Annotated in this window: 16 protein-coding genes and 3 tRNA genes; 11 read left to right on the top strand and 8 right to left on the bottom strand. The window is 59.0% G+C overall.

The window, feature by feature from the left end:
- Positions 1 to 3: 3 nt before the first annotated feature.
- From HGP16_RS25260 to HGP16_RS25225, 8 genes are all read left to right on the top strand, one after another.
- Positions 4 to 303 (top strand): hypothetical protein, encoded by a 300-nt coding sequence (locus tag HGP16_RS25260; protein WP_168842736.1) that lies wholly within the window; start codon positions 4 to 6, stop codon positions 301 to 303.
- Entirely contained in the window at positions 290 to 613 is a 324-nt protein-coding gene (locus HGP16_RS25255; protein WP_168842735.1) for a hypothetical protein, read from the top strand. Before HGP16_RS25260 ends, HGP16_RS25255 begins: the two co-directional genes overlap by 14 nt.
- 1 nt (position 614) lies before the next feature.
- Positions 615 to 1,127, top strand: a complete 513-nt coding sequence (locus HGP16_RS25250; protein WP_168842734.1) for a DUF1643 domain-containing protein — start codon at positions 615 to 617, stop codon at positions 1,125 to 1,127.
- 173 nt (positions 1,128 to 1,300) lie between these two features.
- Complete coding sequence (locus tag HGP16_RS34125; protein WP_168842836.1) at positions 1,301 to 1,570, top strand: hypothetical protein; 270 nt, start codon at positions 1,301 to 1,303, stop codon at positions 1,568 to 1,570.
- Entirely contained in the window at positions 1,567 to 1,914 is a 348-nt protein-coding gene (locus HGP16_RS25240) for a hypothetical protein (protein ID WP_168842733.1), read from the top strand. The genes HGP16_RS34125 and HGP16_RS25240 overlap by 4 nt, the downstream gene beginning before the upstream one ends.
- The gene (locus HGP16_RS25235) at positions 1,901 to 2,122 is read left to right on the top strand and encodes a hypothetical protein (RefSeq protein WP_168842732.1); all 222 of its coding nucleotides are present in this window, start codon (positions 1,901 to 1,903) and stop codon (positions 2,120 to 2,122) included. The genes HGP16_RS25240 and HGP16_RS25235 overlap by 14 nt, the downstream gene beginning before the upstream one ends.
- A 247-nt stretch (positions 2,123 to 2,369) precedes the next feature.
- Positions 2,370 to 2,588: a hypothetical protein gene (locus HGP16_RS25230; RefSeq protein ID WP_168842731.1), complete on the top strand. Its 219-nt coding sequence runs from the start codon at positions 2,370 to 2,372 to the stop codon at positions 2,586 to 2,588.
- Positions 2,589 to 2,685: 97 nt separating this feature from the next.
- Positions 2,686 to 3,732, top strand: coding sequence for a hypothetical protein (locus HGP16_RS25225; protein ID WP_205927556.1), 1,047 nt, complete (start codon positions 2,686 to 2,688; stop codon positions 3,730 to 3,732).
- Between the two features lie 50 nt (positions 3,733 to 3,782).
- Here HGP16_RS25225 and HGP16_RS25220 read toward each other — a convergent pair.
- Both HGP16_RS25220 and HGP16_RS25215 read right to left on the bottom strand, forming a co-directional pair.
- Positions 3,783 to 3,856, bottom strand: a tRNA-Gly gene (locus HGP16_RS25220).
- A 26-nt stretch (positions 3,857 to 3,882) separates the two neighbouring features.
- A tRNA-Tyr gene (locus tag HGP16_RS25215) sits at positions 3,883 to 3,967 on the bottom strand.
- A 196-nt stretch (positions 3,968 to 4,163) separates the two neighbouring features.
- Between HGP16_RS25215 and rlmB the strand changes: the two genes are divergently transcribed.
- Entirely contained in the window at positions 4,164 to 5,072 is a 909-nt protein-coding gene (gene rlmB, locus HGP16_RS25210) for a 23S rRNA (guanosine(2251)-2'-O)-methyltransferase RlmB (protein ID WP_168842729.1), read from the top strand.
- A gap of 153 nt (positions 5,073 to 5,225) precedes the next feature.
- Positions 5,226 to 5,915, top strand: coding sequence for an AprI/Inh family metalloprotease inhibitor (locus HGP16_RS25205; protein ID WP_168842728.1), 690 nt, complete (start codon positions 5,226 to 5,228; stop codon positions 5,913 to 5,915).
- 58 nt (positions 5,916 to 5,973) lie between these two features.
- Here HGP16_RS25205 and HGP16_RS25200 read toward each other — a convergent pair whose 3' ends face one another.
- The 3 genes from HGP16_RS25200 to HGP16_RS25190 all read right to left on the bottom strand — a co-directional run bounded on the left by HGP16_RS25200 (position 5,974) and on the right by HGP16_RS25190 (position 6,892).
- The gene (locus HGP16_RS25200) at positions 5,974 to 6,267 is read right to left on the bottom strand and encodes a hypothetical protein (protein ID WP_168842727.1); all 294 of its coding nucleotides are present in this window, start codon (positions 6,265 to 6,267) and stop codon (positions 5,974 to 5,976) included.
- 147 nt (positions 6,268 to 6,414) lie between these two features.
- Positions 6,415 to 6,684 (bottom strand): hypothetical protein, encoded by a 270-nt coding sequence (locus tag HGP16_RS25195; RefSeq protein ID WP_112511217.1) that lies wholly within the window; start codon positions 6,682 to 6,684, stop codon positions 6,415 to 6,417.
- 132 nt (positions 6,685 to 6,816) lie between these two features.
- Positions 6,817 to 6,892 (bottom strand) — tRNA-Thr (locus tag HGP16_RS25190).
- A 170-nt stretch (positions 6,893 to 7,062) separates the two neighbouring features.
- Here HGP16_RS25190 and HGP16_RS25185 point away from each other — a divergent pair.
- On the top strand, positions 7,063 to 7,836 hold the full coding sequence (locus HGP16_RS25185) for an NAD kinase (RefSeq protein ID WP_168842726.1): 774 nt from the start codon (positions 7,063 to 7,065) through the stop codon (positions 7,834 to 7,836).
- 78 nt (positions 7,837 to 7,914) lie between these two features.
- Here the strand turns inward: HGP16_RS25185 and prfB are convergent.
- The 3 genes from prfB to HGP16_RS25170 all read right to left on the bottom strand — a co-directional run bounded on the left by prfB (position 7,915) and on the right by HGP16_RS25170 (position 13,145).
- Positions 7,915 to 9,046 (bottom strand): peptide chain release factor 2 gene (gene prfB / locus HGP16_RS25180; protein WP_168842725.1). Its coding sequence is split into 2 segments (ribosomal slippage): positions 7,915 to 8,976 and positions 8,978 to 9,046, totalling 1,131 coding nucleotides; the frame shifts between segments, so codons are not numbered across the junction.
- A gap of 127 nt (positions 9,047 to 9,173) precedes the next feature.
- Positions 9,174 to 11,636: a penicillin-binding protein 1A gene (locus tag HGP16_RS25175; protein WP_168842724.1), complete on the bottom strand. Its 2,463-nt coding sequence runs from the start codon at positions 11,634 to 11,636 to the stop codon at positions 9,174 to 9,176.
- 258 nt (positions 11,637 to 11,894) lie between these two features.
- Positions 11,895 to 13,145 carry an N-acetylmuramoyl-L-alanine amidase gene (locus HGP16_RS25170; protein WP_409526864.1) on the bottom strand — a complete coding sequence of 417 codons (1,251 nt, stop codon included), beginning with the start codon at positions 13,143 to 13,145 and terminating at the stop codon, positions 11,895 to 11,897.
- Positions 13,146 to 13,320 lie beyond the last annotated feature (175 nt).

The raw sequence follows: 13,320 nt of genomic DNA, 5'->3' as shown, positions 1-13,320 counted from the left end.
GTAATGGAAATCGAGATCAAAGGCAAAATCCCACAAGATCCGCGCGAGCGTGTTCTGGCAATCGAGGCGGTTGCCCAAGCCATCTGCCAGAATGTGAATGCCGATCCAGCCGATTGCATCATGATGCTGCTGACTGCCGCCGTTCACATTCAGTCGAAGTATTCGAAGGATTCGGTCAAGGACAATATCACCGATCAGGCTGGCTGCCTTGGGCATGCTACCGTTGCGGCGGATGACTTCTTCACGCTTCGGCCGATCTCCAGTGCTCTCCCACAACAGGATTCTACCGATGAGCAAGCTTGAAGAGCTGATTGCCGAGCTGGAGACTGGACACTGGGAAGCGAGTGTCTACCATTGCCCTCCGCCGCGCAGCCGGCGCGATAACCAGCTGAAGCATTCTTCGATCATCCGTCTGCGTCAAAACTTTCCGACTGAAGAAGCGGCCTTAGAATGTGCTGCCAAAAGTATTGCATTGGGATGGGCCGGAACAACGATAGTACACCGGGAAAGCGCCAAGCCGCTGGCCTCGTTCGTTCTTTCTCGCAGTGCGGTTGACGCTGTCGGTCGCTACCTCCCCACCCTCCGGGCCAAGCTTGCCCAAGAGGAGGCGTAGGATGGCGGACCTCCTGTTGCAACGCACTGCCATATTTTCTGAATGTGGCCTCTATCGCTATTTGCTTGAGCATGATTTCGGCGGAAGCGGTCCGGTCGTGTCGCTTGGCATGATCAACCCAGCCGAGGCCAACGAAGAGAAGAACGACCATACCATGACAAAGGTAGACGGCTTCTGCGCTCGCCTCGGCGCCAGTAAGGTTGTCGTTTGGAACCCGTTCGCCCTTGTCGCAAAGGATGTTCGCGATCTTCGCACGGCTGCCGACCCAATCGGTCCAGAGAATGACGCCTATATCGAACGGGCGATCCGTGGTGCCGACATTCACATTGTCGCATGGGGTCCACTTTCGAAGCTTCCGAAGCCTTTGCTAAACCGGTGGCGCTCTGTCGTTGACGTGCTGAATCGCGCCGGCGCGAAACCGATGTGCTGGGGAACCGCGCTCGACGGCCATCCTCGCCATCCCCTCATGCTCGCCTACGCGACTCCCCTTGTTCCTTGGAGCATTCCCCAATGACCACTCTGAAGCCATGCCCGTTCTGCGGCGGCGAAGCTGCTTTTGAGCAGACAGGCAAAAATGAACTCACTCTTCGGTGTGTTGAAATTCAACCATCCGGTTTGCGAGGATGCGGCCCGAAGTATGTTCAGAAGGGCGGAATCCGCTTCACGTTGGAGTGGCTTCAAGGGAAGATGACGGAGAATTGGAACCGTCGCGCCCCTATCCCAGAAGCCGGAAACGGTGATGGGCGAACCTTCCGCATCGGTGATCGCGTCCGGAAAATCAAAGGATCGTCCTGGCAAGGAAAAGTGGTCGGCTTCTATAGCACCAAACTGACGCCGGACGGGTATTGCGTCGAGAGCGAACGAGAGCCTGGATCAGTCCAGATCTACCCCGAAAGTGCGCTTGAGGTTTTCCCTCCCCTTCCATCTATCTCCAATGACGAAGGGAAGGACGCATGAGCATATTTCCTGACGATATCATGTATGCGGTACAGAATGTCTTGGGCGACGGCCCAGAGTTCATGCTGCCTAATTATGGAGTAAACGAAGAAGCTTTGGTGAATGCCATCGCGAAGGCCCTCCTCTCCGAACGCCAGCGCACCTCTGACCTTATAGAGGAAGCCAGAAAGGCGGCTGAACTGACCGTGGGGCACAAGGCCTTTCTTGCGATTACCACGGGCGACGGTAACCCGTATGTGAAGGCCACATTTGAAGATCTTGACGGATCGCGTTCGTTCGTTGATGGCCTGATCGCGCTCCGCGCCCTCCTCTCTAAGCTTGGAGGCGGTGATGAAGCTGAATAGCACGCAACGTGAAATTTTGCGCATGTGCGCTGACAATGGGTTAGGCCGCATCGGCTGGCCCTTGCAGACATGGGAGAAGGCGGCAGAGGCTCAGTGCAAGCCCATGATCAAAGCCAAGCTGATCGAATTCATGCGCCTTGGCGGATATCCTGGCATCAAGATCACCGATGCGGGCCGCGCCGCTCTGAACGAGGAGGGGTGGAAGTAATGGCTAGCGGAAAGTGCAAATACTGCGGCGATGGTGTCGGATTCGATCACTGGGAATGGGGCTACGATTTTTGCCCGAGTTGTTCCGAAATCGAAGAGGAGCGCTCTCGTAAGCGTCGCGAGTGGGCCGAATACCATGACGAGCCATGCCCAGAGTGTGAGCTTCCTCCGTACAACTCCATCTTCGACTCCACCCCTTCTCCGTTGCAAGAACAAAAGGCCAACATAGGCAAGGAGGGGAAGGACGAATGACCAGAGCCGCTTTCCGCCAAGCCGATATCGAAAGAATTATCCGCGCCGCCAATCGCCAAGGTGCCGCAGTCAAGATCGATATCCGTTCACTGGTTGTCACCGTTATCCCCGGTTTCCACAAGAACGCCGTGGTTGACGATACGACCCGAACGGCCGGCATGCTTCCATCGGGCAATCTAGCCCCCGATGGAAAGGAAGAATGGGATGAGGACTGACCGACCCGGTTACAAATACCGGGACAACAAGAGTGGGACCCGCGTCCATTATTGGGACCCGAAGCGAGCCGTCAAAGGCGCTCCGGACTATCTGGACGTGATACGGCTCGATGACTGCCTCTCAGACGAGCAGATCGCCGAAGAGTGTCAGAGGCGCACCAGAACGCTCCAAGACGATCTGCGGGGCAAGGATGCTGCTCCTAGCTACGATGGCACGATCAAGTCACTGATCGATTGCTACAAGCACGATACGACAAGCTCTCTCCACACCGTGAAGCACTCGACCAGGATCCGCGACTACGAGCCAAGCCTCCGCGTCTTGGAAAAGAACGTGGGGAAACGCCGGGTCGATGCCCTTAAGGCGTCAGATTTCAAGGATTGGTTCAAGCAATGGCGCAAAAAAGGCCATAGGAGAGCATCAGGCGCTATTAAGCTCCTGCGGCTTGTGTTGAGCTACGGAGCCGGCGAACGCCTTCAGGGGTGCAAACAGGCCCGCGCAATCCTATCGGATATTCGTTTCGAGCAGCCAGCAGGACGCGAAATCGCTATGACCTATGATCAATGCTTGGCGATCGTGAAGAAAAGCGCGGAACTGAAATGCCCATCGATCGGATTCGTCGAAGCATTGAAGTTCGAAACGGCCCTGCGCCGAATTGATATTATCGGGGAATGGGCGCCGCCGCCTGAAGGTGGGGAATTCCGCTGGAGCGGCTTGATGGCCAAGTCGATCTCGAAAGACCTGATCTTGACGCTCAAGACCAGTAAGACCGGCGCTGCGGTGGCGCGGGATCTGAACAGCTATCCTCTGGTGGCGGAGGCGCTGAAGGCATTTCGTATTCCTGATATCGGCCCCGTTGTCATCGACGAGGACCATGGAAAGCCATATTGGGAGAATCGCTATACAGAAAAATTCCGCAAAGTGCGGGATGCTGCCGGCGTTCCATCAAATGTTTGGTCGATGGATTCGAGAGCCGGAGCCGTTTCCGAGACAGTCGAGGCAACGGGCTCGCTTGAGGACGCCCGTGATCTTGCGACCCATACCACGACGAAAACTACTCGCCGCTATAGCCGCGGCGATGGATTGGAGAGCAGTCGCAGAATTGCGGAAGCTCGCATAGAACAGCGGGCCAAAAAGGCCGACTGACACGCGGTGACATGAAGTGACACGGGATATAGCTAAGTGGTTGAAATTCTTGGAGCGGGTAGCGGGAATCGAACCCGCGTATTCAGCTTGGAAGGCTGCTGCTCTACCATTGAGCTATACCCGCGCGGGTGGTCAAGATCCGGTCCGGAATGGTGGAGGGAGTTGGATTTGAACCAACGTAGGCTGAGCCAACGGATTTACAGTCCGTCCCCTTTAACCACTCGGGCATCCCTCCAGTATTCCGACTGGATCTTGCGACCAAGTTGCTCGATGTTGGCGTCGCCGCCGTCATCTGCGCCGCGTATATGACCGGACGATTTCCGTCTGTCAACACAAGGAATTGGCAAAAATGACGAAAAATTCAGCCTGTGGGAAAAGCTCGCGGCCGAAAGAGGGCTATGCGCCCCGGAAGGCGCTGGTTATAAAGCCGCATGAGCAAAGACAAAACATCCGGCCATTCCGGCCCTGAAAACACCGCCGACGACAAATCGGCCAAGGACACGCATTACGCCACCCTGCGGCGCGCGCATCGCGACGCCAAGCGTGAGCGTGGCGAAATCCCGACGCCGGCGCCGCAGAAGCGAAAGCGGGCCGGTGCGGACGACTGGAAACCGCCGGCGATCGCGCCCGATCAGGTCTTTCTCTATGGACTGCACACGGTTCGCGCCGCTCTCGGCAATCCCGAGCGCAAGAACATCAAGCTGTCGACGACGCAGAATGCGCTTGTGCGGCTGGAAATCGGCCCGGCTGACGCACTTGGCATTCCCGTCGAGATCGTCTCGCCACAGGATATCGACAAGGTGCTGGGGCCAGAGGCCATCCATCAGGGGGTCATGCTGGAAACGCGGCCCCTGCCCGTGCGTCGCCTCGAGGCGCTGAAGAACAGCCCGCTGCTGCTCGTTCTCGATCAGGTGACGGATCCGCACAATGTCGGCGCCATCATGCGCTCGGCCGTGGCCTTCGATGCTGGCGCCGTGATCACGACGCAGCGCCACAGCCCGACCGAATCAGGCGTGCTCGCCAAATCGGCCTCCGGCGCGCTCGAGCTCATACCTTATATACAGATCACCAATCTCGCGGACGCGCTCGAGGAACTGCATCGGCTCGGCTTCACGACGATCGGCCTTGATTCGGAAGGGCCGACGCCGCTGGAAGGCACATTCACCGGCGACAAGATCGCGCTCGTTCTCGGTTCAGAGGGCAAGGGGCTACGCCAGAAGACCCGGGAAACGGTGACTGCACTGGCTCGGCTCGACATGCCGGGCGCCATCAAATCGCTCAATGTCTCGAACGCAGCCGCGATCGCGCTATATGCGACGCGATCCTATCTCAAATCATAGAGCATGATGCCGAAAAGTGTGAGCGGTTTTCGGACGACATCATACTCTACTTCTTTGATCCTAGAGCGGATTCAGATTTTAGGTCGAATCGACCTAAAATCATCCGGCTCTAGCGGCGCCCCTGGCAGCCGCGGCATGTTGGGAGAATTTGCCTTGATCCGTGCTTTCGGTCTAGCGGCGGTTTCCGCCACCCTTGCTTTGACAGTGGCCCAGCCCGCTCCAGCCGCCGACGACGAAGTCGTTCAGGCACAAACCGGTACCTGGCTGGTCGCGCCTGAAAGCGGCGCCAAGGGCTGCCGTCTCACCTTCGGGACGAACGCAGTCCCTGGCGGTCACGAAATCACCGGTGCCGATGGCTGCGCGACACCCCTGCCCGCTCTCGCCAAAGCCCGCGCCTGGAACTTCACGGACGACGGTGCTCTCGCCATTGCCGATGCCGAGGGCAAGCCGTTGATGCGCTTCCAGCAGGAGGAAGGCTCCCCGTGGGAAAGCGAAGGAGGCGATCCTAAATGGCTGTTGCCGGCGCTGGGCGATGTCGATCACGTGCCGACGGTCGCAAGTCTTGCCGGCGCATGGCGCATCCAGCAGCTGGATGGAAAGCCGGTCTGCGATATCACGCTGACCACCGACAAGGATCAGGACGGCACCGCCAAAATGTCACCAAGCGGAAACTGCATCGCCGAGATCGGCGAGCTCAAGCTTTCACTCTGGGCGGCCGAAGGTTTCGGGCTGGTGATGCTGGGCAGCGATGGCTCCTCGCTCTCCTTCGACATGAAGCCCGATGGCAGTTTCCAGAAGTCCGAAGAAGAGGAAGGCGAACCGCTCCTGCTGGTCCGCAAATAAGGCGGCTGAAGCATATCGAAGCACGCTCACCACCAGCGCAAAATCAAGTCCCCAATGCTCATCGCACGATCATCGGCGCCGGGTGCCAGGCCGATTGGCGCCAAAGCACTCTCTCGGTGACCGGGCATCCGTCCTGCAGCTTCGCCCAGGAGGTGACATTGAGGTTCATCTCGCATTGCGCGAGATAGCTCCGGTCACCGACGGTCATGCAAGCGACCTCGCCGACCGCATGCTGCTTTCCATCCGTATTTTTACAGTAGCAGTTTTCACCGGCTAATGCTGGTGCGCCTATGATCGCCGTGATCACGACAAGCGGCAATCCCAAGGCGACATGCCGCGATATCTCGCGCATGAACGTATCCTCCCCGCCATTGACGGATGAAGTCTATGCCTATTTTGGACATTGTAAATGCGCCTACGATTCCGGGCATGCAGGCAAATGCATGCATGCAGAACTGAAGGGCTATTTGATGCAACTCGCCAAGACGTGTCGACAGGCTCAGTGAATCACGGGATCCGCGTCGTCGAAGAACGATCTGATGCCGTCGCGCGCGATCGTCGCCAGGAATTCGTCGAACGCCTCGCGATCGGTCGCAAAGGGCTCTTCCCATTCGATCAGATCCTCTTCCGGCGTAATGACTTCCATCCGCCAATCGGCATTGGTGCCGGCCGGACGAAAGATATCCACCAAGACGGTTACACCGTCATCGGTGAATTCACCTGAAAGTTCGGAATGCTCTAGCTTGGGCTTCTTGGGCTTGCTGGTCATATGTTTCCAGGGACGGGATGTTGCGTTGACGACTTCGCCGACATGCTGAAGATTTCGGCATCCATAAATTATCTTGTCGCCACCGATTTTCCATACCAGCGATCAACAAGGCAACCAAGTCTTGGAAAAATCTGGTGCCCCCGGCAGGGTTCGAACCCGCGACCCCCTGATTACAAATCAGGTGCTCTACCAACTGAGCTACAAGGGCATATGGGGATGCCAACTAACAGATTTTGAAATCCTGTAAAGCGAAAATCACTCGTTCGACCTTAAAGCTGGGGATCGATACGCAGCTTCAGCGATTTACCAGTCCGAGTGAAACGTCTTGTCGCAGGAGAGGAATAACACTACCTAGTATGGCCACTTAAAGGACATTGCATGTCACGCAATCTTCAATCCGTTTGCTTTCTCGCCTCCACCGCGCCGGAGGCACAGGCTGCGCAGCAAGAATTGATTCGCCTCTACGGCCAGACGCCGCAGGAGAGTGCGGATGTCGTCGTGGCACTCGGTGGCGACGGCTTCATGCTGCAGACGCTGCATAGCACCATGAATTCCGGCAAGTGCGTCTATGGTATGAACCGCGGTTCGATCGGCTTCCTGATGAATGACTATCGAACGGATTGCCTAGCCGAACGCATCGAGGCGGCTGTCGAAAACGCATTCCATCCGCTGCAGATGACCACGCGCAATGCCGATGGCAGCTCCCGTGTCGCGCTCGCCATCAACGAGGTGTCGCTGTTTCGCCAATCCTATCAGACGGCGAAGCTGAGGGTCGAGATCGACGGCCGGGTCCGCCTGCCGGAGCTGATCTGCGATGGCCTGATGGTAACGACGCCGGCGGGCTCCACGGCCTATAATCTCTCCGCCCATGGCCCTATCCTGCCGCTGGAGGCGCCGCTGCTGGCCATGACGCCGGTCAGCGCCTTCCGTCCCCGACGCTGGCGCGGCGCGCTGCTGCCAAACAAGGTCACGGTCGACATCACCGTGCTTGAAGCGGACAAGCGGCCGGTCAACGCCGCCGCCGACAATGCCGAGGTCAAATCCGTCCTCGGCATCCAGATCCGCCAAAGCGAAGATACGACGGCCCGCATTCTTTCCGATCCGGACAGATCGTGGTCGGATCGGATTCTCGCGGAACAGTTTTCGGATTGACGCTGGATTCAACAGCGCACCTGCCAATAAAAAAGCCCCGTCTCCGGGGCTTTTTTATTGGTGCTGATATGTTCGAACTTACTCGACGTCGTCGACGACCGCATCGGCAGCACCGCTGATGCGATGCGCGAGTGCGGCTTCCATGAATTCGTTGAGATCACCGTCCAGCACGTCGCCGGGAGCCGTGCTCGCAACGCCGGTGCGGAGATCCTTGACCAGCTGGTAGGGCTGCAGCACATAGGAGCGGATCTGGTGACCCCAGCCGATATCCGTCTTGGAAGCGGCTTCGGCGTTGGCGGCTTCTTCCCGCTTCATCAACTCCGCCTCGTACATGCGGGCGCGCAGCATATCCCAGGCCTTGGCGCGGTTCTTGTGCTGCGAGCGTTCCTGCTGGCACTGCACGACGATCCCGGTCGGGATATGCGTGATGCGCACGGCCGAATCAGTGGTGTTGACGTGCTGGCCGCCGGCGCCCGACGAGCGATAGGTGTCGATACGGCAATCGCTTTCGTTGATCTCGATCTGGATCGAGTCGTCGACGACCGGGTAGACCCAGATCGATGAGAACGAGGTGTGGCGACGCGCATTGCTGTCATAGGGCGAGATGCGAACGAGGCGATGCACGCCCGATTCGGTCTTCAGCCAGCCATAGGCATTGTGTCCCTTGACGAGCAGGGTCGCGGACTTGATGCCGGCTTCTTCACCGTCATGGACTTCCAGCAGCTCCACCTTGAAGCGCTGGCGCTCGGCCCAGCGGGTATACATGCGCAGCAGCATGTTCGCCCAGTCCTGGCTCTCGGTGCCGCCGGCGCCGGAATGGACTTCGAGATAGGTATCGTTGGAATCGGCCTCGCCCGAGAGCATGGCTTCCACCTGCCGGCGGGCAGCTTCGGCCTTGAGGGCCTTCAGGGTTTCTTCCGCGTCACGCACGACGTCGGCATCGCCCTCTTCCTCGCCGAGCTCGATCAGCTCGATATTGTCGGCAAGCTGCTGTTCGAGGGCGCGCACGCCGCTGATGCCGTCGTCGAGCTGCTGGCGCTCGCGCATCAGTTTCTGTGCTTCGGAAGCATCGTTCCAGAGGGTCGGATCCTCCGACTTGTTATTCAACCAGTCCAGTCGTCTTACCGCCTGATCCCAGTCAAAGATGCCTCCTCAGCAGGGTGATGGCCTGCTTGGTTTCATCGACTATTTTCTCGATTTCGGCTCTCATGATCCTGCTTCTTCATTTCGCCGCTCGAGACGAACGGCCATCCAATTCAAAGAGTGCTGGTGACATAAATACACAGGCCGCGGCTGTAAAGCCCCCACGGCATGGCGATCTGACAAATAGGATGGGATCAGAAGAGACCGCCCGCCCCGGACGTAACCGCCTGGTTCGCCTGCGGCGAAGTCCTTAGAATTTCCTCCGGCGCCACCTGCGCGGCAGCATCGCCGCCGCCAATGACCTGGAGGCTCGTTGCCGGGCCGGTGCCGGGCTTGAAGGCTTCCATGATGGCATTCGGGTCGCCCTGCTGCGCGGCCATGCCGGTCGCACGATTGACTGCGACCATTGTCATGCCAGCCGGAACCTGGAACTTCTCCGGTGGTTGATCCTTCGTCGCCGCCTGCATGAATTCGTTGAAGACCGGCGCGGCGAGCGCGCCACCCGTGCCGCCCCGGCCGAGCGTGATCGGCGTGTCGTAGCCGACGTAGAGGCCGGCGACGAGGCTCGGCGTGAAGCCGACGAACCACGCATCCTTTTCATCGTTGGTGGTGCCGGTCTTGCCGGCGACATCGGTGTTGAGCTTGATCTTGCCGGCGGCCGTACCGCGAATGATGACGCCCTGCATCATCGACGTGACCTGATAGGCCGTCATCGGATCGAGCACCTGCTCGCGATTATCGGCGATGACCGGCTCGTCCTGATTCTGCCAGGCATTCACATTGCAGTTGTCGCAGACGCGCTCCTCATGCCTGAAGATCGTCTTGCCGTAGCGGTCCTGGATGCGGTCGATCAAGGTTGGCTTGATCTGCTTGCCGCCGTTGGCCATGACCGAATAGGCCGAAACCATGCGCAGCACTGTCGTTTCGCCTGCGCCCAGCGACATGGCGAGAACCGGGTTCATATGGTCGTAGATGCCGAAGCGCTCGGCATATTCGGCCACCAGCGGCATGCCCATGTCCGAGGCGAGACGGACCGTCATCAGGTTGCGGGAGTGTTCGATGGCGAAGCGCAGCGTGTGCACGCCGCCGCCCTCGCCTTCGTAGTTCGTCGGCTTCCACACATCGCCGTTGCTGAGCGTGATCTGCAGCGGATCGTCGAGAATGACGGAGGCCGGCGTATAGCCGTTATCCATCGCGGCGGCGTAGACGAAGGGCTTGAACGACGAACCCGGCTGACGCTTGGCCTGGGTCGCGCGGTTGAATTCGGACTGTGCATAGGAGAAGCCGCCGACCATGGCGAGCACGCGGCCGGTATGCGGATCCATGACGACCAGACCGCCCTGCACCTTCGGCGGCTGGCGTAGGCGATAGCTGCTCGAATCGGCGTTGCCGGTCTTCTGCACGTAAACCACGTCGCCAGCGCTCAGCACACCACTCGGCGATTTCACCGACTTGCCGCCTGCCGACCGGTAGGCCCAGCGCATATCGACAGCGGCGATCGTACCACGCTTGCGCTCGGCCGAAACCTTGCCTGACGCATCGACGCTCGGCTGCAATCCAATGTCGACACCCTGATCGGAGGCGGAGAGGACGACGGCGACCTGCCATTCCGGCACGTCGCTCAGCGCGGGAACCTTGGCAAGCTCGGCACCCCAATCCTGCGAAGTCGCGATCTGCTTGAGCGGGCCACGATAACCGCGACGCTCATCATAATCGACCAGGCCGTCCTGCAGGGCCTTGCGCGCTTCGAGCTGCATCTGCGGGTCAAGCGACGTGCGGACGGAAAGACCACCTTCATAAAGGGTCTTTTCACCGTATTGGTCGATCAGCTGGCGGCGGACTTCTTCGGCGAAATAATCCGAGGCGAAGAGTGACGGACCGCTCTTCGGCGGCACGACGCCGAGCGGCTGCTTCTTTGCCTCTTCGCCGTCGCTCTGGATGACATAGCCGTTCTCCACCATGCGGTCGATCACCCAATTGCGGCGCGTCAGCGCTGCCTCGGCACGGCGGAACGGATTGTAGTTGGACGGCCCCTTGGGAAGCGAAGCCAGATAGGCCGATTCGGCAATCGTCAGCTCATTGACCGATTTGTCGAAATAGGTGAGCGCGGCGCCGGCGATACCGTAGGAATTCAGGCCGAAATAGATCTCGTTCAGGTAGAGTTCGAGGATCTTGTCCTTGCTGTAGGCCTGTTCGATGCGGAAGGAGAGAATGGCTTCCTTGATCTTGCGGTCGAAGGTCTGATCGGCGGAAAGCAGGAAGTTCTTGGCGACCTGCTGCGTGATGGTCGATGCGCCGACGAAGCGGCGGCCGGAACCGATATTCTGCAGGTTCACCACGATGGCGCGTGCCAGGCCACCGACGTCGACGCCGGGATGGTTGTAGAAATTCTTGTCTTCGGCGGAAAGGAACGCTGCCTTGACGCGATCTGGAATGGCCTGGATCGGCACGAAAAGCCGGTTCTCCCGCGAATATTCCTTCATCAAGGCGCCGTTGCCGGCATGAATGCGCGTCGTCACCGGCGGCGCATATTTCGCAAGCACCTCATAGTCGGGAAGTTCCTTGGAGACCACGCTCAGATAGATGGCCGCCGCAGCCGCCAAACCCAGAAACAGGAGGCAGCCCAGCCCAAAGAAATATCCAATCAGTCTGATCATATGATACTACCGGTGCTTGTTCTTCATGCGGCATGTGCGTGAGGTCATCGCATAACCACGGGCGTTTTGCATGCTCCCGGTGTTAATGCAAGACGGCAATGAAACAAAGCCGTGCTTCACTCGCGAGCGGATGATAGTTCGCTGTAAAGGCGGGAATGTGAGCAAAATAGGGCTTGCCTCGGTATTCCCAGTTTCATTTAATTCTAATATTTAAAGCTGTGACATGGAAGCCACGACCGATCATAGCATTTGGCGTCGTTAGCCGCCGTTCGCGATGATCGACACGCGATACTTCTTCACCGCCTCGGTCAGCCTGTCGGCGACCTTTTGCCGCCAATCTTGATCGAGCAACAGCTTCTCGTCTTCCTTATTGGAGAGAAAGCCGAGTTCCAGCAGGATCGAGGGCACATCCGGCGCTGTCAGGACCTGGAAACCGGCGTGGCGGTGCGGGTTGTTGATCATGGATATCTGGCCGTTGAACGAGGACAGCACATCCTGCGCCAGCGAAATGGAGAAGGCCTGCGTCTCGCGGCGGGTCAGGTCCATCAAAATGTCGTTGACGGCGGCCGGCTGCGCCTGAGCGTCGGTCCCGGCGATCCGATCGGAATTGTTTTCACGGTCGGCGACCTCGCCGGCAAGCCGGTCCGAAGCCTTGTCCGAGATCGTATAGACGGTCGAGCCGCGAATATCCTTCTGCTTCAGCGTATCGGCGTGCAGCGAGATGAACAGCGAGGCGCGATTCTGACGCGCGATGGTCACGCGCTCCGACAGCGATAAATATTGATCCTTGTCACGGGTGAGGAAGGCCTTGATGCCGGGCTGGGCGTTCAGCTTGTCGGCAAACATCTTCGCGAAGGCGAGCGTGATGTCCTTTTCCTGCGTGACGCCGTCGGTGCCGGTCGCACCCGCATCAATGCCGCCGTGACCGGCGTCAACGGCGACGAGGAAGATATTCGGATCGGCCTTTTGCGTCGGCTCGACGGGACCGACATCCCTGGTGGTATCATCGCTCGTCCAGCTCTGCTCCTTCACCAGTTCGGCAAATTGTTCGGCCGGCACCATCTCGGCATCGAGCACGAGCCGCTGCCCCTTGCCTGCTTCATCGGCCTGCACCTTGGCCATGACCAGCTTCACCGGCTTTTTTGCCGTCAGCACGATGCGGGCGCTGTCTGCATCCATCGTACCGTAGCGGATATCCTTGAAGAGACCGGTCGGTTTGAGATCGGCGGCCGGAAAGCCGAATGCCGTCGCCGGCAGATCGACCACCACGCGGGCGGGATTGTCGAGATAATGGACCGTGAAGACCGGCTCTCGGTCCATGTCGATGACGATGCGCGTGCGGGCATCGTCGCCGGCTATGCGCGCGCCATAGGCTAGCAACGGACCATCCGCCGCCGCCGCAGGCGCAAATGCCGAAAACATCACGAGAACCACAAGGGCAAGGGCCGCTGCCGCAAATCGCAAAGCCCTCACGCCAATCTCCGCCACATGCCGCAATCCCTTTACCAAGTGTCCAACGCGCCCCATGTTGGTTTCGGCGTTGTTTTTGAAGTCCCAATAGCGGGAACCAGGTTTGACGTGAGGGCCGCATCCGGTGATGCGCCGGGAGACGAATCGTTGACAGCCGCTCCCGTGTCCTCATCATCCGAGGAATCCATCAATATTATGGCATACTTGGCTTTTC

The sequence above is a fragment of the Rhizobium sp. P40RR-XXII genome (assembly GCF_012641405.1).
In the GTDB taxonomy this organism is placed as follows: domain Bacteria; phylum Pseudomonadota; class Alphaproteobacteria; order Rhizobiales; family Rhizobiaceae; genus Rhizobium.
Note: the sequence above shows the minus strand (reverse complement) of the source record. Positions and strands in the feature narration are given on the sequence as shown.